Source organism: Streptomyces roseofulvus (assembly GCF_039534915.1).
GTDB lineage: Bacteria > Actinomycetota > Actinomycetes > Streptomycetales > Streptomycetaceae > Streptomyces > Streptomyces roseofulvus.
Genome location: NZ_BAAAWE010000001.1, coordinates 999,750 through 1,020,943, shown reverse-complemented (window position 1 = coordinate 1,020,943; position 21,194 = coordinate 999,750). Strand labels below are relative to the sequence as shown.

The following is a 21,194-nucleotide window of genomic DNA, read 5'->3' as shown; positions in this document are numbered from 1 at the left end:
CGCCGGGCCGCGGGGAGCGGCGCCGGAGCGACGGGAGGGCGCGGACGTGCCGAAGGGTGTCACGAGACGGCGGCCGCGCACCCGTGCGGCCCTGCTGAAGGCCGCCCTGGAGACCTTCGCCGAGCACGGTTTCCACGCCACCACCATCGAGCAGATCTGCGAGCGCGCCGGGTACACCCGGGGCGCGTACTACTCGAACTTCGCCAGCAAGGAAGAGCTCTTCCTCGCCCTCTTCGACGAGCACAGCGAGCGGACCGTGCGCCGGCTCGCCGCGTCCATCGACGCGCTCACCGCGGAGGAGTACACCCTCGCCCGGCTCGCCGAACTGGCCGCGACCATCGAGCCGGACGAGCGCGACTGGTACCTCGTCACCACCGAGTTCACCCTGCACGCCATCCGCGACCCCCAGGCGGCCTGGGTGCTGGCCCGGCACGACGAGCGGCTGCGGGCCGAGATCGCCCGCGGCCTCACCCTCGTGCTGCACCGGGCGGGCCGCGAACTGACCGTGGACGCCGACCGGTTCGCCCGCCTCCTCATCGCCCTGCGCGAGGGCGGCCTGGCCCAGAGCTACGTGGAGCCGGAAGCCCTCCCCCCGGGCACCCTGGAGCGCCAGTTCCTGCCCGCCCTCCTGGAACTCTCCACCCACCCGACACCCCCGCCCCCGCCGCACACCACGAACTGACAGCGGCTGTGACGCCGACTTCTGTGAGCCCGGTCGCAATTCGCCGGCACCTTGCCGTGCGGGCCGGGCAGGGTGGTCGCACGCGAACGTGCCCGCACGAAGGAGAGTCCGCCCATGTCCGACGTCCCCGAGCCCCGGCTGGCCCTCCTCGGCGGCGGCTTCTCGACCGACGACGACGGGCTCCTGGACGACTGGCTGCTCGGCCACGCGCGCGTGGCGCGGCCCCGGGTGTGCTTCGTCCCCACCGCGAGCGGTGACGCCCCGGCGTACGTCGAGCGGTTCCTCGCCGCGTTCCGGCGCCGTGCCTGCACCCCGTCCGTGCTGCACCTCTTCCGCCGGGACGCCGACGACCGGGAGCTGCGCGCCTTCCTCCTCGCGCAGGACGTCGTCTACGTCGGCGGCGGCAACACCGCGAACCTGCTTGCCGTCTGGCGGGCGCACGGCGTGGACCGGATCCTGGGCGAGGCACTGGAGCGCGGGACGCTGCTGAGCGGCATCAGCGCGGGCGCCAACTGCTGGGCCGAGGGCTCGCACACCGACTCCTTCGGGCCGCTGACGCACCTGCCGGACGGCCTGGGGCTGCTGCCGGGCTCGGTCTGCCCGCACTACGACGGGGAGCCGGGCCGCCGCCCCTCGTACCGGGCCGCCGTGGCGGGCGGCGCGCTGCCGGCCGGGTGGGCCGTCGAGGACGGCGTGGGCGCCCTCTTCGCCGGGGGGCGGCCCGTGGACGTGGTGAGCCGGCGGGAGGGGGCCGGGCTGTACCGGGTGGAGCCCGACGGCGGCGGGGGAGTCCAGGAACGGGCCGTGCCCGTGCGCCGGCTGCGTCAGGAGGAGGGGGCGCCGAAGCGGGCCAGGTAGTGCCAGACCTTTTTGACGTCCTGGGGGTCGTACGCCCCGGACAGGGAGGCCTCCTGGACGATCCGTGGGTCGAGGAGGCCGTCGACGGCGAGGCGGGCGCCCAGCTCGACGTACTCCGGGCCGCGGAAGTCCGGGTGCCGGCGGAGTTCGGCGACCGTGAGGCGGAAGCCGCCGTGCCACTCGACGGGGCACGGCAGCCTGCGGGCCGCCGCCTCCACGGCGGTGCCGCGGTGGCTCGGGTCCAGGACCAGCGCTTCCACGTCCCGCGCGATCTCGACGGGGCCGTGGACCTGCGCCTCGACGTAGTCGTCGAGCGGGTCGGCCGCGTCCGCCTCCGCCAGCGCCACCAGGCTCATCCGGGACGCCACCCCGAAGTCGGTCGGCTCCAGGAAGCTGTCGGGGTAGCAGAAGCTCGTCCGGGCGGTGGCCTCCGGCGTCAGCCGGAGGTGGGCGGAGCCGAAGCGGGGCGCGGCGCCGTAGGGCCGGCGGCGGAAGTCGAGGGCGCCGTAGACCGGGCGCTCGTGGGCCGGCGCCTCGTCGTACGCGCCGCCGAAGATCCGGCTCTCCCAGCGCCACCGGTCACCGCCGGGCCGGGCGGTGAGCCCGCCGTTGCCGGTGCCGGTCACGAACTGCGAGCGGTAGACGCCGTCGTCGGCCAGCGCGTCCAGGAAGTGCGGGTGGAAGTTGAGCGTGACCCGCAGCGCCGGGTCCAGGGGCGCCCCCGACGACCGCGCCTCCACGTGCGCCAGCGCCCGCAGGCCCGCGTCGTGCAGCGGAGAGGGGGACGTGCGGGAGGCGGAAGTCGTCGTCATGCGGGGAGTCTGCCCGACCCGGCACTCTTGCGGCACGGGGTTTTCGCTGGCTACGGTCACGGGAAGGGGATAGAAAGCGCTTGCCACCCCGCGCCCCCGCCCTCTCCCCGTCTCACCCCGCTCGCCCGCACCGCAACCAGGAGCCCCCCGTGCCCACCCCCGACGTCCTCGTCTACACCCGCACCGCCGGGTACCGGCACGACTCCATCCCCGACGCCGCCGCCGCCCTCGCCGCGCTCGCCGCCGGGCGGGGGCTCACCGCCGAGGCCACCGAGGACCCCGCCGCGTTCACCGCCGACGGTCTCGCCGGCCGCGCGCTCGTCGTCCTGCTCTCCACCACCGGCACCGTCCTCACCCCCGACGGCCGCACCGCCCTGGAGGCGTACCTGCGCGGTGGCGGCGCGCTGCTCGCCGTGCACGCCGCCGCCAACGCCGAACCCGACTGGCCCTTCTACGGCGACCTCCTCGGCACCCGCTTCGCCGGGCACCCCCCGCTCCAGCCCGGCGCCGTCCTCGTCGAGGACGCCGGCCACCCCGCCTGCGCGCCGCTGCCGGGCCGCTGGGAGTGGACGGACGAGTGGTACGAGTACGCCTCCCACCCGCGCGCCGCGGGCGTCCGCGTCCTGCTGCGCGCCGACGAGACCGCGTACGAGGGCGGCACGCTCGGCGACGACCATCCGATCGCCTGGTGCCGGACCGTCGACGCGGGCCGCTTCCTGTTCACGGCCCTCGGCCACGCCCCGGAGGCGTACCGCGACCCCCTCTTCCGCGCCCATCTCGACGGGGCCCTGACCTGGCTGCTCGGCTGACGCACGCGCGCGTGCGTCACCCCACCGCACCCGCCCCCCTTGCGCCACGGCGCCGGAAGCGGGAGGTTTCCGGTGGGGGCCGACGCAGGAGGAGAAGGCCATGGCCATCGCCACCGTGAACCCCGCCACCGGCGAGACGCTGCGCACCTACGAGGCGCACGGACCGGACGAGGTGGAGCGGCGCATCGCCGCCGCCCACGAGGCGTTCCGCCACTGGCGCACCACGCCGTTCGCCGAGAGGGCCCGACTGCTGCGCGCCGCCGCCACCCTCCTCGACGAGGACGCCGAGGACATCGCCCGCACCATGACGCTGGAGATGGGCAAACCGCTCACCGCCTCCCGCGCCGAGGCCGGCAAGTGCGCCAAGGCCATGCGCTGGTACGCCAAGCACGCCGAGGAGCTGCTCGCCGACGAGCACCCCGCCGAGAGCGACGTCCGCGACTCGGGCGCCGACCGGGCCCGGGTCCACTACCGGCCGCTCGGCCCGGTGCTCGCCGTCATGCCGTGGAACTTCCCCCTCTGGCAGGTGATCCGCTTCGCCGCCCCCGCCCTCATGGCCGGCAACACCGGCCTCCTCAAGCACGCCTCCAACGTGCCGAGGACCGCGCTCTACCTCGGCGACCTGTTCCGCCGCGCCGGCTACCCCGACGGCTGCTTCCAGACCCTCCTGATCGGCTCCGGCGACGTCGAGGCGGTGCTCCGCGACCCCCGGGTCGCCGCCGCCACGCTCACCGGCAGCGAACCCGCCGGCCGGGCCGTCGCCTCCGTCGCCGGCGACGTCGTCAAGAAGACCGTCCTGGAACTCGGCGGCAGCGACCCGTACATCGTGATGCCCTCCGCGGACATCGTCCGGGCCGTGAAGACCGCCGTCACCGCGCGCGTGCAGAACAACGGCCAGTCCTGCATCGCCGCCAAGCGGTTCATCGTCCACGAGGACGTGTACGAGGACTTCACCGAACGCTTCACCGCCGCCATGAACGCCCTCACCGTCGGCGACCCCCTCGACGAGTCCACCGACGTCGGTCCCCTCGCCACCGAGAAGGGCCGCGCCGACCTGGAGGAACTCGTCGACGACGCGGTCCGGCTCGGCGCCACCGCGCTGTGCGGCGGCCACCGCCCCGAGGAGCCGGAGCTGGCCCGCGGCTGGTACTACCGGCCCACCGTCCTCACCGGCATCACCCCCGCCATGCGCATCCACCAGGAGGAGACCTTCGGCCCCGTCGCGACCGTCTACGCGGTCCGGGACGCCGAGGAGGCCGTGGCGGTCGCCAACGACTCGCCGTTCGGCCTCAGTTCCAACGTGTGGACCCGCCGGGACGAGGACGTCGACTTCTTCGTCCGCGACCTCCAGGCCGGCGGCGTCTTCGTCAACGGCATGACCGCCTCCCACCCGGCGCTGCCCTTCGGCGGCGTCAAGCGCTCCGGCTACGGGCGCGAGCTGTCCGGCCACGGCATCAGGGAGTTCTGCAACGTCACGACGGTCTGGCAGCGCGCCTGACGCCGGACCCCGCCGCGTGCCCGGCTACTCCCGCGTCCACGCCAGCAGCCGGTCCGCGTCCCATGTGTTGATCACCCGCTCCGCCGGTACGCCGCACTCCTCCGCCCGCGCGCAGCCGATGATCTGCCACGCCAGCTGACCCGGCGCGTGCGCGTCCGTGTCGACCGCCAGGTACGCCCCCGCCTCCACGGCGAGCCGCAGCAGCCGTCGCGGCGGGTCGAGCCGTTCCGGACGGCTGTTGATCTCCACCGCCGTCCCCGCCTCCGCGCAGGCCGCGAACACCCGCTCCGCGTCGAACTCCGACTCGGGACGCAGCCGCCCGCCCGCGACCAGCCGTCCGGTGCAGTGGCCGAGGACGTCCATCAGCGGGTTCCGCACCGCGGCCTCCATCCGCCGGGTCATCGCCCGCGCGTCCATCCGCAGCTTGGAATGGACCGACCCCACCACCAGATCGAGCCGGTCGAGGAGTTCGGGCTCCTGGTCGAGCGAGCCGTCGTCGAGGATGTCGCACTCGATGCCGGTGAGCAGCCGGAAGGGCGCCCACTCCTCGTTCAGCTCCGCCACCACGTCCAGTTGCTCGCGCAGCCGCTCCGGCGACAGCCCGCGGGCCACGGTCAGCCGAGGCGAGTGGTCCGTCAGCACCGCCCAGTCGTGGCCCATCTCGATCGCCGCGCGCCCCATCGCCCCGATCGAGGCCCCGCCGTCCGACCAGTCCGAGTGGAGGTGGCAGTCGCCGCGCAGCGCCGCCCGCAGCTCCCGCCCGCCGCCCGGTTCGGCCGGCTCCACCTCCAGCGACTCCGCCAGCCTCCTCTCCAGTTCGGCCAGATAGTCCGGCACCCGGCCCTCCAGCGCCTCCCGCACCACCCCGGCCGTCTTCGGCCCGACCCCCTTCAGGGACTCCAGCGTGCCCGCCGCGGCCCGCCGTTCGACCTCGCCCGCCGGCAGCGCCTCCACCGCCGCCGCGGCCGTACGGAAGGCCCGCGCCCGATAGGCCGGACCGCCGCCGCGCTCCAGCAGGAACGCGATCCGGTTCAACGCCGCCACAGGGTCCATGACCGGCTCCTCAGCCGCCGCCCGACGCGTCCGCGCCCACCGGCGCCGGACCGATCTCGCACCACACCGCCTTGCCCTCGCCGCGCGGCTCCACCCCCCAGCGGGACGCCAGCGCGTCCATCAGGAGCAGCCCCCGGCCCGACGTCGCCGCCTCGCCCGGCGTCCGCCGACGGGGCCACGCGCTCGACCGGTCCTGCACCGACAGCCGCACCCGCCGCACCGGCTCCGGCAGCACCTCCAGGGTGAGCACCGCCCCGCCCTCGGTGTGCAGCAGCACGTTCACCAGCAGCTCGCCCGTCAACAGCTCGGCGTCGTCGGCGAGTTCCGGCATCCCCCAGTCCCGCAGCGCCTGCCCCACCGCCGCCCGCGCGTCCGAGAGCCCCTGCGGATCGGCCTGGTGGATGTACTGGTGGATGCGCGGCGCGCGCGGCGTCCCCGGGTCCGGGCTCCGCCGCAGCACCAGGAGCGCCACGTCGTCCCCCGACCCCCACCGCTCCCACAGCCGCTCCGACAGGTGGTCGGCCAGCGCCTCCGCCTGCGGAGGCCCGCTGCCCACCGCCTCCGACAGGGCCGCGAGCCCCGCCTCGATGTCGGTGCCGGGCTGCTCCACCAGACCGTCCGTGCACAGCACCAGCGTCTCGCCGGGCACCAGGTCGAGCCGGGTCTCAGGGAACTCCTCCTCGCCGAACACGGTGGCCAGCCCGAGCGGCATCCCGCCGCGCAGCTTCGGCTGCCCCACCCGCCCGTCGGTGTGCCGGATCAGCGGCCCCAGATGCCCGGCCCGCACCGCCCGCACGGTCCCGCTCGCCAGATCCACCTGTGCGTAGGTGCAGGTCGCGAAGCGGTTGGTGTCCAGCTCCGCGAGGAAGCGGGAGGCCCGGGCGAGCACCGTGGCCGGGGCGTGGCCCTCACCCGCGTACGCCCGCAGCGCGATCCGCAACTGGCCCATGATCGCCGCCGCGTGGGTGTCGTGCCCCTGCACGTCGCCGACGACGATCCCCACCCGGCCGCGCGGCAGCGCGATCACGTCGTACCAGTCCCCGCCGACCTGCCTGCCGCTCCACGCCGCGTGGTAGCGGACCGCGATCTCCCCGCCGGAGATCTCCGGGATCCGGCGCGGCAGCATCGTCGCCTGCAGGCCGGTGGCCAGCTCCCGCTCCTCGTCGAAGAGGATCGCCCGCTGGAGCGACTGGGCGACGATCGCCGCGAGGCCGAGGGCCAGGTTCCGCTCGTCGGCCGTGAACGCCGTGCGCCCCCGGTAGAACAGCGCCATCCCGCCCAGCGAACGCGCCTGCGCCACCAGCGGCAGATAGCAGGCCGCGCGGAACGGCAGCCGCTCCAGATACGGCGCCAGCTCCGGGAAGTCCCGCCCCAGCGAGGCGAAGGAGGACACGAACCGCGGCCGGCCGCTCAGCACCGCGTCCGCCAGCGGCAGTCCGTGGTCGAGCCGCCGCGTCCGCAGCCCGTCCAGCACGTCCAGGGAGTCGCCGCTCAGCGCGATCACGTTCAGCGAACCGTTCTCGACCAGACCCAGCGCCAGCCCGTCCGCGCCGAGCCGCGCGAGCCCGCCCGGCCCGGTGAGCGCGGCCGTCACGTCGTCCACCGTGACGGCCCGCGACAGCGCGTGCGTGGTCCGTTCGACGATGCTCGTCTGCATCTCGCGGCGCTTCTCCAGCTGCTGCACGAAGGCCGCGTGCGCCACCTCGGCCGTGGTGTCCCGCACCGCCCCCACGATCCGGTGCGCCCGCCCGTCCCCGTCCCGCAGGATCCGCGCCAGCACATGCGTCCAATGGGGTGTCCCGTCGTCCTGAGGGATCGGGAAATGAGTGCTGTACGAGGCGTCACCACCGGTCACCGCCGCCCGCACCACCCGGTCCAGACGCGTCCGCTCCGCCGGTTCGAGCCGCTCCACCAGGGTCGCCGGCCGCCCGTCGAACCCGTCCGGGGACACGCCGAAGACCAGCAGCCCGGACGCGTCGACATCGATGGTGCCCGTGTCGAGGTCCCAGTCGAAGCTGCCGGTCCGGTTCATGGCGAGCCACTCGGCGGGCCCGATCCCGCCACCGTGCCCTCGCGGATCGTCGTCGGTCATCCTCCCCATTGTCGAACCCGCACCCCGCCGACGCCATGGCTGCGGCACGGCGTGGCGCCCGCGCGCCGCCCTGCCGGAGGTGCCCCGGAGCGGCACCGGGGCGGGCCGGCGGCCGGGGCAGAATGGGGCGGGTGCAGCCTCGCTACCGCGTCCTCGGTCCCGGCCGTGCCCCGCACGCCGACGGCACGGAGGGCCCGGTGCGCGGCGCCCGCCTCGCCGCCCTCTTCGCCGCCCTCGCCGCCGCCGGGGGCCGGCCCGTCACGCCGGCCGCCCTCGCCGACCGGGTGTGGGCCGGGGACGACACCGGCCCCGAGGACCCCGCGGCCGCGCTCCAGGCCCTCGTCGCCCGGCTCCGCAGGGCCCTCGGCACCGGCACGGTCGTCTCCGTGCCGGGCGGGTACCGGCTGGGGGCGGAGCGGGAGGACGTCGACCTGTTCCGGTTCGAGCGGCTGGCGGCGGACGGGTCGGCGGCGCTGGCCGCCGGGGACGCCGGGCGGGCTGCGGCGCTGCTCGACGAGGCCCTGGGGCTGTGGGCCGGGCCGGCCCTCGCCGACCTGCCCGACCGGGCGACCGACCCGCTGGTCCTGCGCGTCGAGCAGCGGCACGCCGGGGCCCGCCGCGACCGCCTCGCCGCCGACCTCGCCCTCGGCCGGGCCGCCGACGCCCTCGCCCCGCTCACGGCGCTGTGTGCCGGGCGGCCGCTGGACGAGCCGTTGCAGGCCCTGCGGATCCGGGCGCTGCGGGACACCGGCCGGGCCGCCGAGGCGCTGGCCGCGTACGAGGAGGTCCGCCGGACCCTCGCCGACCGGCTCGGCGCCGACCCCGGCCCCGAACTGCGCGCCCTCCACGAGGAGCTGCTCGCCGGCGCGGCCCCGCCCCCGGCGGCCGGGCGGCCTGCCCCGCCGCTGCCCGCCCGCCTCACCTCCTTCATCGGGCGCGATGAGGAACTGGCCGCTCTCGGCGCCGAGTTGGCGTCCGCCCGGCTGGTGACCCTGCTCGGACCCGGCGGCGTCGGCAAGACCCGGCTCGCCCTGGAGGCGGCGGAGGCGTACCCCGGCGACGGCGCCGTGCACCTCGCCGAACTCGCCTCCGTACGCGAGGAGTCCGAGGTGCCCGAGGCCGTCCTCACCGCCCTCGGCGCCCGCGAGACGCTGCTCCGCGGCGCCGGCGAACTCCTCGGCGGCGACGCGCTCTCCCGGCTGGTGGAGTTCTGTGCGGGGCGGCGGATGCTGTTGCTTCTGGACAACTGTGAGCATGTGGTGGGGGCGGCGGCGCGGTTGGCGGAGTCGGTGCTGGCGCGGTGTGCGGGGGTGCGGATCCTGGCGACGAGCCGGGAGCCGTTGGGGGTGCCGGGGGAGCGGTTGCGGCCGTTGGGGCCGTTGCCGGAGGGGACGGCGTTGCGGTTGCTGGGGGAGCGGGGTGCGGCGGCGCGGCCGGGGTTCGTGGTGGGGGAGGACCTGGGGGCGGCGCGGGAGGTGGTGCGGCGGCTGGACGGGTTGCCGCTGGCGATCGAGCTGGCGGCGGCGCGGTTGCGGGTGTTGTCGGTGGGGCAGATCGCGGCGCGGCTGGACGACCGGTTCCGGTTGTTGTCGTCGGGGGCGCGGACGGTGTTGCCGCGGCAGCAGACGCTGCGGGCGGTGGTGGACTGGTCGTGGGAGTTGCTGGAGGGGCCGGAGCGGGCGGTGCTGCGGCGGCTGGCGGTGTTCACGGGCGGGTGTGATCTGGAGGCGGCGGAGGCGGTGTGCGCGGGTGCGGAGGGGGTGGATGTCCTGGACGTGCTGGGTGCGCTGGTGGACAAGTCGCTGGTGGTGTCGGCGCCGGAGGAGTCGGGGATGCGGTTCCGGCTGCTGGAGACGGTGGCGGAGTACGCGGGTGAGCGGCTGGACGAGGCGGGGGAGCGGGCGGCCGTCGAACGGGCCCACCTGACGTACTACCGCGAACTCGCCCGCACCCGGGACCCGGACCTCCGCGGGCCCCGGCAGGCCGTCACGCTCGCCCTCTTCGAGCGCGAGCACGACAACCTGAGCACCGCCCTGCGCACCGCGCAGGCGGCCGGGGCGGAGCAGGAGCTCCTGTGTCTGGTCCACTCCCTCTCCTGGTTCTGGCAGCTCCGGAACCACCAGCACGACTCCCGCACCTGGTCCGCCGCCGCGGGCGCCTTCGGCCCCGATCCGTTCGGCCCGACCGCCCCGCCCGCCGAGCCCTTCCCCGGCCGCTGCCACGACGTGCCGCCGCCGTGGACCGGGGAGCGGCTGCGCGAGGCCCGGCGCGGCGTCCGCCTGTACGCGCTGGCCGCCCAGGGCGGATCGGGCGCCACCGCCCTCGAACGGGAGGCCGAGCTGCGGGCCCGGCTCGGCGGCATCGTCGCCGCCTACCGGCCCGGCCTGCCGCAGATCTGCCGCCAGCCCGGCACCGTCTGGTTCTTCGCCCGGCTGATGACGGGCGCGCTGACCGGCCTCGACGAGACCCTCTCGCTCCTCGTGGCCGCCTGCCGCGCCGACGGCGAGCCCTGGGACCTGGCCTTCGCGCTGCTCATGCGGGCCAGGCTGGCCGGCGACGGGCCGGAGGAGGCCGCCGAGGCCCTGGCCCTCTTCGAGGAGGCCGGCGACGCCTGGGGCACCGCCGAGTCCCTGGCGGCGCGCGGCGAGGCGTACGAGCGCGCCGGACGGCTCGCCGAGGCCGCCGCCGACTTCGGCCGGGCCGCCGCCGCGGCCGGGGACGCCGGGGCCCGCTCCCAGGTGCCGGTCTTCACCGCCCGCCTCGCGGCCGTACGGCTCCGGCTGCGGCCCGGCGACGCGGAGGCCGAGCGGCTGCTCGCCCAGGCCGCGGAGGAGGCCGCCCAGTGGGGCGCCGAGGCGGCGGGCAGCGGTCGGCTGCTGCTCGCCCAGCACTACGCGCACACCGGCCGCACCGGTCTCGCGCAGGAGCAGCTGGGCCGGGCGGAGACGGAGTTCGGCGACCACACGCCGGCCCTGTTCTGGGGGCTCGTGGGCGGCATGCGGGCCTGGGTGGACTGCCTCGACGGCGCGTACGACCGGGCGCTGGACCGGCTCGCCCGCGCGGTCGACGACCTGGAGACCCTGGCCCGGATGGTGGCGCCGTACCTCCTGGTCACCCAGTTCGCCACGGGCGCGTGGGCGCTCGGCGGGCGCGGCCGGGCCGGCGACGCCCGCACCGGGGCCCGGCTGCTCGGCGCGTACGACGCCCAGGCCGGCGGGGCCGGGGGCGGCGGCTTCCGCCCGTACACCGCGCGGACGGAGGCCCTGATCCGGCGCCGCGCGGAGGCGGTGCTGCGGACCGCGCTGGCCCCGGAGGCGTACGACGCGGAGTACGCGGCGGGCGCGGCGCTCGCGGTGACGGCGGCGGCCGGCCTGCTGCGGCGGGCGGCGCGCCCCGGGCCCGCGCGGGGCGCCCGGATGCGGGGCGGGGGAGCGGACACGAGAATGGCCAGTGCCGGGACCCACCCGCAGAAGCTTGGAGGAGACGGCATGAACGCTGAGCCCGACGAGATGTCCCGGGGGGACGTACCGACGCCCGACCGGCTGCTGCACTCCGGCGCGGAGGGCGAGTTCACGGCGGAGGACCTGGTGCTCGCCTCCGGCCGGGACGTGACGCCGGAGACCCTGGCCTGGGCCGAGCGCCGGATGGCGGAGAAGGGCCGCGCATCCCTGGACGAACTCCTTCCGTAAGGTCCGACCCGCGCGCCCCGGTCCGGGCACGCGCGCGTAGCGGGGCCGGGGCCGGCGCGAGTCGCGCCCCGGGCCTTCCACATTTGTGGAACACGTTCTACCGTGACGGCCGTCGTGCCCAGTGACGACGGAGCCGCCACGGGAGGCCGGGATGCACCTGCAGTACACGCCGGAACAGAACCGCCTGCGCGCCGAGCTGCGGGCCTACTTCGCGGAGCTCGTCCCCGAGGACGTGCACAGCCGGTACGGGGACCCGGCCGCCCAGAAGCGCTTCTACCGCGAGACGATCCGCCGCCTCGGCGCGGACGGCTGGCTCGGCGTCGGCTGGCCCACCGAGTACGGCGGGCGCGGCCTCACGCCGATGGAGCAGTTCGTCTTCTTCGACGAGGCCGCCCAGGCGGGCGTCCCGCTGCCGCTCATGGCGCTGAACACGGTCGGCCCGACGATCATGCAGTTCGGCACCGACGAACAGAAGGCGTACTTCCTGCCCCGCGTCCTCTCCGGCGAGATCGACTTCGCCATCGGCTACAGCGAACCCGACGCCGGCACCGACCTCGCGGCCCTGAAGACCCGCGCGGTGCGCGAGGGGGACACGTACGTCGTCAACGGGCAGAAGATCTGGACGACCAACGGCGACACCGCCGACTGGGTCTGGCTCGCGGTCCGCACCGACCCGGACGCGGCCCCCCACAAGGGCATCACCATGCTCCTGGTGCCGACCACCGACCCCGGCTACTCGTGCACGGTGATCAACACCCTCGCCTCGCACGACACCACCGCCAGCTACTACGACGACGTCCGCGTCCCCGTCTCGCGCCGGGTCGGCGAGGAGAACAAGGGCTGGCGGCTCATCACCAACCAGCTCAACCACGAGCGCGTCACCCTCGCCGCCCACGGCACCATGGCGATCCGCGCCCTCCACGACGTGCGCCGCTGGGCCGCCGACACCCTCCTCTCCGACGGCCGCCGGGTCCTCGACCTCCCCTGGGTCCGCCGCACCCTCGCCCGCACCCACACCCGCCTCGACGCGATGAGGCTCCTCAACTGGCAGATGGTGAACGCCGTCCACCACGGCACGCTCACCCCCCAGGACGCCTCGGCCGTCAAGGTCTACGGCTCCGAGGCCCGCCGCGACGCCTACGCCGCCCTCATGGAGGTCGTCGGCGCCGCGGGCGCCCTCAAGGAGGGCTCCCCCGGCGCCGTCCTCCACGGCGAACTCGAACGCGGCTACCGCTCCGCCGTGATCTTCACCTTCGGCGGCGGCAACAACGAGATCCAGCGCGAGATCATCTCCTGGATCGGTCTGGGCATGCCCCGCGTCCGCCGCTGAGCGGCGGTGTCAGCCGAGGCGCCACTGCTGGTTGCCGCCGCCGTGGCAGGACCACAGTCCGACCCGTGCGCCGTTGGCGGTGGAGGCACCGCTCACGTCCAGGCACAGACCTGACCGCACGCTGGTGACGGTGCCGTCGGGGTTGAGGTTCCACTGCTGGTCGGTGCCGCCGTCGCAGTCCCGGATCGCGGCCGCGGCGCCGGCCGCGGTGCCGGTCGCGGCGAGGCACTTCGCGCCGCCGTAGACGGTGAGCTGCCTGGCCGACGTCCGGGTCCACGTCTGGTTCGTCCCGCCGCTGCAGTCCCAGATCTGCGTCTGGACGCCGTTGGTCTGCGAAAAGCCGGGCACGTCCAGGCACTTGCCCGACGCGGTGGCGCGGATCGGACCCGTGGTGGCCCCGCCGGAGCCGTCGAGTCCGAAGAAGGCGATGGCCCGGGCCGCCATGCCGCCGGCGGGCAGCGTGTGCCCGACGCCCTGGAAGCTGTTCGCCTCGACCGGTGCCTGCGTGCCGGTGGAGCCGTAGCGGGTGCGGGTCCAGTGGGGCTCCGGAGAGTCGGTGAGGACCGGGGTCCGGCTCACCCCGAGGACGTCGGTCCACTGCTTGATCTCCTCGCCGAAGTTCGCGTAGCGCAGCACGTCGTCCTCGGTGCCGTGCCACAGCTGCATCCGCGGCCGGGGGCCGGTGTACCCCGGATAGGCGTTCCGGACGAGGTCGCCCCACTCCCGCGGGGTCCTGGTGATCCTGCCGTTGGCGCAGTCGCTGTTCCAGCCGGAACCGTCGGTGGTGGCGAAGCAGCCGAACGGGACGCCCGAGAACGCCGCGCCGGCCCGGAACACGTCGGGGTAGGCGCCGAGCAGGACGTTGGTCGTCATCGCGCCGGACGAGGCGCCGGTGACGTAGACCCGGCCGGCGTCGCCGTTCATGTTCTGCACGGTGTACCGGACCATCTGGACGATGCTCGTGGGGTCGCTGCCCCCGTCGTGCTTGAGCGCCTGGGGGGAGGAGACGTCGAAGCACTGCCCGCTGACGTTCGCGTCCGGATAGACGACGATGAATCCGTGCCGGTCGGCCAGGCGGGCGAACTCCGTGTTCGCGTGGAAGGCGGGCGCCGTGCCGGTGCAGTAGTGCACCGCCACCAGCACCGGCGCCCGTGCCGGAGCGCTGTCGGGCTTGTAGACGTACATCCGCAGGTTTCCGGGGTTGCTGCCGAAGCCGGTCACCTCGGTCAGCGACGCGGCCGACGCGGGGCCGGCCGAGGCGCCGGTGAGCCCGAGGGCCGCGACGAGCGGCACGATCCCCATAAGCAGGGCGACGAGTACGTCCCTGACGCTTCTCTTCTTCGACGTCCGGGGCATGACGCTGTCCTTTCTGGAGTACGCGGGGCGGGTGCTGACGTTCGGCCGGTCGAACCGGCGGGGAGGCGCTGAGGCCGGTGGGGCCGTGGAGGTCTGAGCGAAGCGCTTCGACGCTCCCATCACTCCGGAACGGGTGTCAATGGGGCGGCGGGACAAGGCCGCACCCCCCTTCCGGTGACCTGCGTCGCCGGAGCGTTCTCGGGAGCCCGACCTTGGGGGCGAAGCGCTTCGACGTCTTCCCGCGAGGAGCCGGAAGCGCGGGGAGGAGAGGGATCGGGGCCAGAGGGGGCCGGACGGGAGGGCCGGGCGCCCCTCTCGTCGGTTCCTACGACTCACCTCGCACCAGCGATGGAGGGTCACATGATCTTGTTGCAGATGAGAGCTCGAACGGCCTAACGTGACGCACATGCAGTCCTACACCATCGGACAGGCAGCACGTCTCCTCGGCGTCAGCCCCGACACGGCACGCCGCTGGGCGGACGCGGGCAGGGTCGCCACCCACCGCGACGAGAGCGGACGGCGCGTGATCGACGGCAGGTCGCTCGCCGCGTTCGCCGTGGAGATCGCGCAGGGGGAAGGCGAGGACGACGACCCGTCGTACACGTCGGCCCGCAACGCCTTCCCGGGGATCGTCACGGCGGTCAAGCTCGGGGACGTCGCCGCCCAGGTCACCATCCAGGCCGGTCCCCACCGGCTCGTCTCCCTGCTCACCAGGGAGGCCGTGGAGGAGCTGGGGCTGGAGGTCGGCATGCGGGCCACCGCCCGCGTGAAGTCCACCAGCGTGCACATCGACCGCGCCTGACACCGGGAGCCCCGACGCCCATGTCCCTCACCCCAGCCACCCGCACCGCCGCCGCGCGCCGCACCGCCGCCGCCGTGCTCACCGCCGCCCTGCTCGTGCCGCTCGCGGCCTGCGGCACCGGCGACGACACGGCGAACGACGCCGGCGCCGAGGGCGCCGGACTCACGGTCCTCGCCGCCGCGTCCCTGACCGACGTCTTCGAGACCGCGGGAGCCGCGTACGAGAAGTCCCACCCGGGGACGAGGATCACCTTCTCGTTCGCCGGTTCGCAGGAACTGGTCGCCCAGGTGTCGCAGGGCGCGCCCGCCGACGTCCTCGTCACCGCCGACACCAAGAGCATGGACAAGGTGAAGGCCGACACGGGCACCCCGGCGATCATCGCCAGGAACCGGCTCGTCATCGCCACCGCCGAGGGCAACCCCTTCAAGGTCGACGCCCTGGCGGACCTCGCCGATCCCGGGCTGAAGGTCGTCCTCGCCGCGCCGGAGGTCCCGGCAGGCAAGTACAGCCGCCAGATCCTCGACCGGCAGCACCTCACGGTGAACCCTGTCTCCCAGGAGCCCAACGTGCGCTCCGTGCTCAGCAAGGTCGAACTCGGCGAGGCCGACGCCGGTCTCGTCTACCGGACCGACGCCGAGAGCGCGAAGGACAAGGTCGACGCCGTGGAGATCCCCGACGCCCAGAACGCCGTCGCCGAGTACCCGGCCGCCACGCTGAAGGACTCGGAGCACGCCGAGGCCGCCGCCGCGTTCGTCGCCTGGCTGTCCGCTCCGAAAGGCCAGAAGATCCTCCAGGACGCGGGCTTCCAGAAGCCATGACCCGCGCGCGCGTACGCACCTCCGGCGCCAGGCCCCCGCTCACCCTGGCGCTGCCGGCGCTCGCGGCCGTGGCCTTCCTGGCCCTGCCGCTGCTCGGCATCCTCGTCCGCACCGAGTGGGGCGAGCTCGCGGACCACCTGAGCGCGCCCGGCACCGTCGAGGCGCTCAGGCTCTCGCTGCTCGTCTCCTTCTGGGCGCTCGGCCTCTCGCTGCTGCTCGGCGTCCCGCTGGCCTGGCTGCTGGCCCGCGTGCCCTTCCCCGGCAAGGCGTTCGTCCGCTCGCTGGTCCTGCTGCCGATGGTGCTGCCGCCGACCGTCGGCGGAGTGGCGCTGCTCCTCGCCTTCGGCCGGCGCGGTCTCCTCGGCCCCTGGCTGCGGGACACCTTCGGCGTCACGCTCCCCTTCCACACCTCGGGGGCGGTGCTCGCGGCGACCTTCGTCGCCATGCCCTTCCTCGTCATCAGCCTGGAGGGCGCGCTCGGCGGACTGCGGCCCCGGTACGAGGAGACGGCGGCCTCCCTCGGCGCCTCGCCGGTCAAGGTCTTCTTCACCGTGACCCTGCCCATGGTCGCGCCGGGCGTCCTGGCGGGCGCGGCGCTGACCTGGGCGCGGGCGCTCGGCGAGTTCGGCGCCACCATCACCTTCGCCGGCAACCTGCCGGGCACCACCCAGACCCTGCCGCTCCAGGTCTATCTGCTGCTCCAGGACGAGCCGGAGGCCGCGACCTCGGTCTCCCTGCTCCTGCTGGCCATCGCGATGGGCGTGCTGATCGCCCTGCGCGGACGGTGGACGGGCACCCCGGCAGACCGCCGCGTCCGCGCGAGCGGGGGCGCCGGACCCGGTGCGGAGCCGGGGGCGGAGCCCGGTGGGGAGCCTCCGGCCCCGGCGGGCCCGCCGGTCTCCTCCGAGGAACGCTCGGGGCTGCACGCCGAGGTCACCGGCTTCACCCGGCTCACCCTGGACGCCGGCCCCGGCACCACCATCGCCGTCGTCGGACCGAACGGCGCCGGCAAGACGACCCTGCTGCGGGCCCTCCTCGGGCTGACCCCCCGGGCCCACGCGGTCCTCCGGCTCGGCGACGAGGACGTCACCGCCCTGCCCCCGCACCGGCGGCGGGTCGCCTGGGTCCCGCAGGACGGCGCCCTCTTCCCCCACATGACGGCCCTCGCCAACACCGCGTACGGACTGCGCGCGCAGGGCGTCGCCCGGGCCGAGGCGCGGCGGGAGGCGCAGGGCTGGCTCGACCGCCTCGGCGTGGGCCACCTGGCCCACCGCAGGCCGCCCCAGCTGTCCGGCGGCCAGGCCGGGCGGGTGGCCCTGGCCCGCGCGCTGGCGGCCCGCCCCCGGCTCCTCGTCCTCGACGAACCGCTCGCCGCCCTCGACCAGACGACCCGGGCCCAGGTGCGGCACACGCTCCGCACCCACCTGGCCGGGTTCGGCGGCGTGTGCCTGATGGTCACGCACGACCCCGTGGAGGCGGTCTCGCTCGCGGACCGGGTGCTCGTCCTCGACGAGGGGCGGGCCCTGCAGGACGCCGCTCCGGCCGAGGTCACCCGCCATCCCCGCTCGCCGTGGGTGGCCCGCATGCTGGGCCGCAACGCCTGGCCGGGCACGGCCACCGGCGAGGGTCTGGCGCTCGACGCCGGGGGCGTCCTGGTCGCGGCCGACCCCCCGCCGCCGGGCACGCGCGCGCTGGCGGTCGTGGCGCCCGAGGCGGTCTCGGTCCACCGCGAGAAGCCCGCGGGCAGCCCCCGTAACGTCTGGTCCGGAACCGTTCGCGAGATCACCAGCAGCGGCAGCCGGCTCCGCGTCCTCATCGGCTCCGGCCGGACGCCGGACCTGGTCGCCGAGATCACGCCGCAGGCCGCCGCGGAACTCGGCCTGGCCGACGGCGTGCCCGTGTGGACGAGCGTGAAGGCGACCGAGACGACGGTCGTCCCGCTCTAGGCCGTCTCTTTCGGATCATGCCGGGCTCGCGACGCCTGGCACGCACCCTCGCGGCGTTGTCGTCGGTCGCCAACGCTCCGCGTTGTCTCCCTCCTCCGCCTTGCGAGCGCACGCACCAGACGCCGCTCCCTGATCCGGCCTGATCCGAAAGAAACGACCTAGGCCGGAGACACTCGGGTCAGCGGTACTCGCAGAGGTACGCCGTGTCCACCTCGACCGTGAGCCGGAAGGCGCTGTCACCGGGCACCTCGAAGCGCTCCCCGGCGGCGAAGGTCCGCCAGTCGTCGGCGCCCGGCAGCAGGACCGTCAGGGCGCCGCTGACCACGTGCATGGTCTCGGGGGCGGCGGTGCCGAACTCGTAGGAGCCGGGGGCCATGACGCCGATGGTGGCCCGGCCCCCCTCCTGGGTGAACGCGATGGACTTGACGGTGCCGTCGAAGTACTCGTTGACCGTGAACATGGGCATCCTCGGGAAGGTCGAAAGGCGGGAGGCGCCCGGCCGCTCGGCTGCCGGCGGCGGGCGGGGTCACCCTAGCCGCGCCGCCCGCCCGGCGGACGGCCCTCTCACAGGGCGGACTCCCCACCCGCCGCCCGCAGGGTCCGCTGCAGGAGGACCGTGTCCAGCCAGCGCCCGTGCTCGTGGCCCACGGCCGTCAGCCGGCCCGCCTCCGTGAAGCCGAGACGCCGGTGGAGGGCGAGCGACGCGGCCGTGTCCGAGTCCGCGATGACGGCGATCATCCGGTGGACGCCCGCCGCCGAGCAGGCGTCCACCAGCGCCTCCATCAGGGAACCGCCCAGCCCTCGGCCCGTCCGCCCCGGGCCCGGCCGGCCCGCCCCCTCCGTTTGCGGAGCCCTGGCGGCCGGGTTTCAGTGTGGGTGACCCCCTGGTGACCCCCCACGCCCTCCGGGAGCACTCATCATGTCGATGGCGTTCGGTTCCTCGTTCGGCCCCTCCGACCCCTTCGGCGATCTGCTGAACCGATTCTTCGGAATGTCGCCGGCGTCGTCGCCACCGGCCGTCCAGCGGGTCCCCATCGGCCGGCTCCTCACCGAGTCCTCCCACGAACTCCTCAACACGGCCACGCGCAAGGCCGTCGAGGACGGCACCACCGACCTCGACACCGAGCACCTGCTGTGGGCCGCCACCCAGGTCGAGCCCACCCGCCGGCTGCTCGCCCGCTCCGGCGTCGACCCGGACGCGCTCGCCGACAGGATCGCCAAGGTGCTGCCCCACGAGGCCGCCGAGCCCTCCGCCGAGCCGGGCCTCACCCCCGCCGCCAAGCGGACCCTCGCGCTCGCCCACGCCACCTCGCAGGCCGCCGGCGTCTCGTACATCGGGCCCGAGCACATCCTCAGCGCCCTCCTCGGCGACGCCGACTCCGGCGCCTCCCGCTCCCTGCGCGCCGAGGACCTCGACGTCTCCAGGCTGCGCGGCGTGACCGACCAGGCCGCGCGCGGCGGCGACGCCACGGCGCCCACCGCGCCCAGGCAGCCCGCCACCACCCTCGACGAGTTCGGCCGCGACCTCACCGAGGAGGCGAGGGCGGGGAAGCTCGACCCGGTCGTCGGCCGCGCCGAGGAGATCGAGCAGACCATCGAGATCCTCTCCCGCCGCTCCAAGAACAACCCCGTCCTCATCGGCGAGCCCGGCGTCGGCAAGACCGCCATCGCCGAGGGCCTCGCCCAGCGGATCGTCGCCGGGGAGGTCCCCGACACCCTCAAGGACAAGCGGGTCGTCTCCCTCGACCTCTCCGGCATGGTCGCCGGGGCCCAGTACCGCGGCCAGTTCGAGGAACGCCTCAAGAAGGTCATCGAGGACGTGCAGAAGTCCGAGGGGGAGATCGTCCTCTTCATCGACGAGCTGCACACCGTCGTCGGCGCGGGCGCCACCGGCGAGGGCTCCATGGACGCCGGCAACATGCTGAAGCCCGCCCTCGCCCGCGGCGAGCTGCACGTCGTCGGCGCGACGACCATCGACGAGTACCGCCGTTACATCGAGAAGGACGCCGCCCTCGAACGCCGCTTCCAGCCCGTCCTCATCCCCGAGCCGACCGTCGAGGAGACCGTCCAGATCCTCGAAGGGCTCCGGGACGCGTACGAGGCCCACCACCAGGTCCGGTTCGCCGACGGCGCCCTCGCCGCGGCCGCCGAACTCTCCGACCGCTACATCAGCGACCGCTTCCTCCCCGACAAGGCCATCGACCTCATGGACCAGGCCGGCGCCCGGGTCCGGCTGCGCAGCGCGGGCCGCTCCACCGAGGTGATCAGCCGCGAGGACCGGCTCGCCAAGCTGCGCCGCGAGAAGGACCAGGCGGTCACCGCCGAGGACTTCGAGAAGGCCAAGCGGCTCAAGGACGAGATCGCCGAGGTCGAGGGCGAGCTGGCCGGCGTCGAGGAGCGCCGCGAGGGCGTCGTCTCCGTCACCGCCGCCGACATCGCCGACATCGTCTCCCGCCGCACCGGCATCCCCGTCGCCCAGCTCACCACCAGCGAGAAGGAGCGCCTGCTCAAGCTGGAGGAGGAGATGCACGCCCGGATCGTCGGCCAGGACGAGGCCGTCACCGCCGTCTCCGAGGCCGTCCGCCGCAACCGCGCCGGCATGGGCGACCCGGACCGGCCCGTCGGCTCCTTCCTCTTCCTCGGCCCCACCGGCGTCGGCAAGACGGAGCTCGCCAAGACCCTCGCCGAACTGCTCTTCGGGGACGAGGACCGGATGATCCGCTTCGACATGAGCGAGTTTCAGGAGAAGCACACCGTCGCCCGCCTCGTCGGCGCCCCGCCCGGATACGTCGGTTACGAGGAGGCCGGCCAGCTCACCGAGAAGGTCCGCCGCCAGCCGTACAGCGTGGTCCTCTTCGACGAGGTCGAGAAGGCCCACCAGGACGTCTTCAGCACCCTGCTCCAGGTCCTCGACGACGGGCGCCTGACGGACGGCCAGGGCCGCACCGTCGACTTCCGCCACTGCGTGGTCATCATGACGTCCAACATCGGCGCCCACCGGATCCTCGCCCACCAGGGCGACGCGGCCGAGCTGAAGGACGAGCTGATGGAGGACCTGCGCGGCCGGTTCCTGCCCGAGTTCCTCAACCGCATCGACGACATCATCGTCTTTCACAGCCTCACCGAGAAGGACCTCACCGAGATCGTCGGGCACCTCCTCGACCGCAGCAAGCACCGCGTCCACGCCCAGGGGATGACCCTGGAGGTCACCGAGGCGGCGACCAAGCTGCTCGTCGCCCACGGCCACCAGCCGGAGTTCGGCGCCCGCCCGCTGCGCCGCACCATCCAGACGGAGCTCGACAACCGCGTCGCCTCCCTCCTCCTGAGCGGCGAGGCGGACCCCGGCGACACGATCGTCGCCGACGTCGTCGACGACTCCCTCCACTGCACCGTCCGCAAGGCGGCCCCCGGGGCCGCGGAACCCGCCGCGTAGGACACCGCCGCGCCGG

Annotated in this window: 15 protein-coding genes and 1 pseudogene; 10 read left to right on the top strand and 6 right to left on the bottom strand. The window is 74.9% G+C overall.

Annotated features, from left to right (window positions below):
• Positions 1-46: 46 nt before the first annotated feature.
• On the top strand, positions 47-682 hold the full coding sequence (locus tag ABFY03_RS04670; protein ID WP_319012915.1) for a TetR/AcrR family transcriptional regulator: 636 nt from the start codon (positions 47-49) through the stop codon (positions 680-682).
• Positions 683-796: 114 nt separating this feature from the next.
• Positions 797-1,540, top strand: coding sequence for a Type 1 glutamine amidotransferase-like domain-containing protein (locus ABFY03_RS04665; protein WP_319012914.1), 744 nt, complete (start codon positions 797-799; stop codon positions 1,538-1,540).
• Here ABFY03_RS04665 and ABFY03_RS04660 read toward each other — a convergent pair.
• Positions 1,507-2,352 (bottom strand): DUF3626 domain-containing protein, encoded by an 846-nt coding sequence (locus ABFY03_RS04660; RefSeq protein WP_346169250.1) that lies wholly within the window; start codon positions 2,350-2,352, stop codon positions 1,507-1,509. The two genes, ABFY03_RS04665 and ABFY03_RS04660, sit on opposite strands and share 34 nt — an antisense overlap.
• Positions 2,353-2,501: 149 nt before the next feature.
• On the opposite strand from ABFY03_RS04660, the gene ABFY03_RS04655 reads away from it, so the two are divergent.
• Together ABFY03_RS04655 and ABFY03_RS04650 are read left to right on the top strand one after the other, a co-directional pair.
• Positions 2,502-3,161, top strand: coding sequence for a ThuA domain-containing protein (locus ABFY03_RS04655; protein WP_319012912.1), 660 nt, complete (start codon positions 2,502-2,504; stop codon positions 3,159-3,161).
• 100 nt (positions 3,162-3,261) lie between these two features.
• On the top strand, positions 3,262-4,659 hold the full coding sequence (locus ABFY03_RS04650) for an NADP-dependent succinic semialdehyde dehydrogenase (RefSeq protein WP_319012911.1): 1,398 nt from the start codon (positions 3,262-3,264) through the stop codon (positions 4,657-4,659).
• A 24-nt stretch (positions 4,660-4,683) separates the two neighbouring features.
• Here ABFY03_RS04650 and ABFY03_RS04645 read toward each other — a convergent pair whose 3' ends face one another.
• Positions 4,684-5,712, bottom strand: a complete 1,029-nt coding sequence (locus ABFY03_RS04645; protein WP_319012910.1) for a PHP domain-containing protein — start codon at positions 5,710-5,712, stop codon at positions 4,684-4,686.
• A gap of 10 nt (positions 5,713-5,722) precedes the next feature.
• Positions 5,723-7,804 (bottom strand): SpoIIE family protein phosphatase, encoded by a 2,082-nt coding sequence (locus ABFY03_RS04640; RefSeq protein ID WP_346169249.1) that lies wholly within the window; start codon positions 7,802-7,804, stop codon positions 5,723-5,725.
• A 122-nt stretch (positions 7,805-7,926) separates the two neighbouring features.
• Here ABFY03_RS04640 and ABFY03_RS04635 point away from each other — a divergent pair, with 122 nt between their 5' ends.
• Together ABFY03_RS04635 and ABFY03_RS04630 are read left to right on the top strand one after the other, a co-directional pair.
• On the top strand, positions 7,927-11,493 hold the full coding sequence (locus ABFY03_RS04635; RefSeq protein WP_346169248.1) for an AfsR/SARP family transcriptional regulator: 3,567 nt from the start codon (positions 7,927-7,929) through the stop codon (positions 11,491-11,493).
• Positions 11,494-11,644: 151 nt separating this feature from the next.
• A complete protein-coding gene (locus ABFY03_RS04630; protein WP_319008268.1) occupies positions 11,645-12,823 on the top strand; it encodes an acyl-CoA dehydrogenase family protein in 1,179 nt (392 codons plus the stop codon).
• Between the two features lie 9 nt (positions 12,824-12,832).
• Here ABFY03_RS04630 and ABFY03_RS04625 read toward each other — a convergent pair whose 3' ends face one another.
• On the bottom strand, positions 12,833-14,179 hold the full coding sequence (locus ABFY03_RS04625; RefSeq protein WP_346169247.1) for an extracellular catalytic domain type 1 short-chain-length polyhydroxyalkanoate depolymerase: 1,347 nt from the start codon (positions 14,177-14,179) through the stop codon (positions 12,833-12,835).
• Positions 14,180-14,585: 406 nt separating this feature from the next.
• Between ABFY03_RS04625 and ABFY03_RS04620 the strand changes: the two genes are divergently transcribed.
• From ABFY03_RS04620 to ABFY03_RS04610, 3 genes are read left to right on the top strand one after another with little or no spacing between them, the layout of a single operon-like run.
• Positions 14,586-14,981 carry a TOBE domain-containing protein gene (locus ABFY03_RS04620; RefSeq protein ID WP_319008270.1) on the top strand — a complete coding sequence of 132 codons (396 nt, stop codon included), beginning with the start codon at positions 14,586-14,588 and terminating at the stop codon, positions 14,979-14,981.
• Positions 14,982-15,001: 20 nt separating this feature from the next.
• Positions 15,002-15,799 (top strand): molybdate ABC transporter substrate-binding protein, encoded by a 798-nt coding sequence (gene modA / locus ABFY03_RS04615; protein ID WP_346169246.1) that lies wholly within the window; start codon positions 15,002-15,004, stop codon positions 15,797-15,799.
• The gene (locus ABFY03_RS04610; RefSeq protein ID WP_346169245.1) at positions 15,796-17,745 is read left to right on the top strand and encodes an ABC transporter permease; all 1,950 of its coding nucleotides are present in this window, start codon (positions 15,796-15,798) and stop codon (positions 17,743-17,745) included. Before modA ends, ABFY03_RS04610 begins: the two co-directional genes overlap by 4 nt.
• Positions 17,746-17,923: 178 nt before the next feature.
• On the opposite strand, the gene ppnP is transcribed toward ABFY03_RS04610, so the two are convergent.
• The gene (ppnP, locus tag ABFY03_RS04605) at positions 17,924-18,211 is read right to left on the bottom strand and encodes a pyrimidine/purine nucleoside phosphorylase (RefSeq protein WP_319008273.1); all 288 of its coding nucleotides are present in this window, start codon (positions 18,209-18,211) and stop codon (positions 17,924-17,926) included.
• A gap of 98 nt (positions 18,212-18,309) precedes the next feature.
• A pseudogene (locus ABFY03_RS04600) lies at positions 18,310-18,564 on the bottom strand (GNAT family N-acetyltransferase); the annotation flags it as partial.
• A gap of 100 nt (positions 18,565-18,664) precedes the next feature.
• On the opposite strand from ABFY03_RS04600, the gene ABFY03_RS04595 reads away from it, so the two are divergent.
• On the top strand, positions 18,665-21,178 hold the full coding sequence (locus ABFY03_RS04595; RefSeq protein WP_319008274.1) for an ATP-dependent Clp protease ATP-binding subunit: 2,514 nt from the start codon (positions 18,665-18,667) through the stop codon (positions 21,176-21,178).
• Positions 21,179-21,194 lie beyond the last annotated feature (16 nt).

Bases quoted from the DNA above. Each gene is read 5' to 3' on its own strand.
- ABFY03_RS04665 (WP_319012914.1), top strand. From the start codon at position 797: ATGTCCGACGTCCCCGAGCCCCGGCTGGCCCTCCTCGGCGGCGGCTTC.
- ABFY03_RS04660 (WP_346169250.1), bottom strand. From the start codon at position 2,352: ATGACGACGACTTCCGCCTCCCGCACGTCCCCCTCTCCGCTGCACGAC.
- ABFY03_RS04650 (WP_319012911.1), top strand. From the start codon at position 3,262: ATGGCCATCGCCACCGTGAACCCCGCCACCGGCGAGACGCTGCGCACC.
- ABFY03_RS04645 (WP_319012910.1), bottom strand. From the start codon at position 5,712: ATGGACCCTGTGGCGGCGTTGAACCGGATCGCGTTCCTGCTGGAGCGC.
- ABFY03_RS04640 (WP_346169249.1), bottom strand. From the start codon at position 7,804: ATGACCGACGACGATCCGCGAGGGCACGGTGGCGGGATCGGGCCCGCC.
- ABFY03_RS04635 (WP_346169248.1), top strand. From the start codon at position 7,927: ATGGGGCGGGTGCAGCCTCGCTACCGCGTCCTCGGTCCCGGCCGTGCC.
- ABFY03_RS04630 (WP_319008268.1), top strand. From the start codon at position 11,645: ATGCACCTGCAGTACACGCCGGAACAGAACCGCCTGCGCGCCGAGCTG.
- ABFY03_RS04625 (WP_346169247.1), bottom strand. From the start codon at position 14,179: ATGCCCCGGACGTCGAAGAAGAGAAGCGTCAGGGACGTACTCGTCGCC.
- ABFY03_RS04620 (WP_319008270.1), top strand. From the start codon at position 14,586: ATGCAGTCCTACACCATCGGACAGGCAGCACGTCTCCTCGGCGTCAGC.
- modA (WP_346169246.1), top strand. From the start codon at position 15,002: ATGTCCCTCACCCCAGCCACCCGCACCGCCGCCGCGCGCCGCACCGCC.
- ABFY03_RS04610 (WP_346169245.1), top strand. From the start codon at position 15,796: ATGACCCGCGCGCGCGTACGCACCTCCGGCGCCAGGCCCCCGCTCACC.
- ppnP (WP_319008273.1), bottom strand. From the start codon at position 18,211: ATGCCCATGTTCACGGTCAACGAGTACTTCGACGGCACCGTCAAGTCC.
- ABFY03_RS04595 (WP_319008274.1), top strand. From the start codon at position 18,665: ATGTCGATGGCGTTCGGTTCCTCGTTCGGCCCCTCCGACCCCTTCGGC.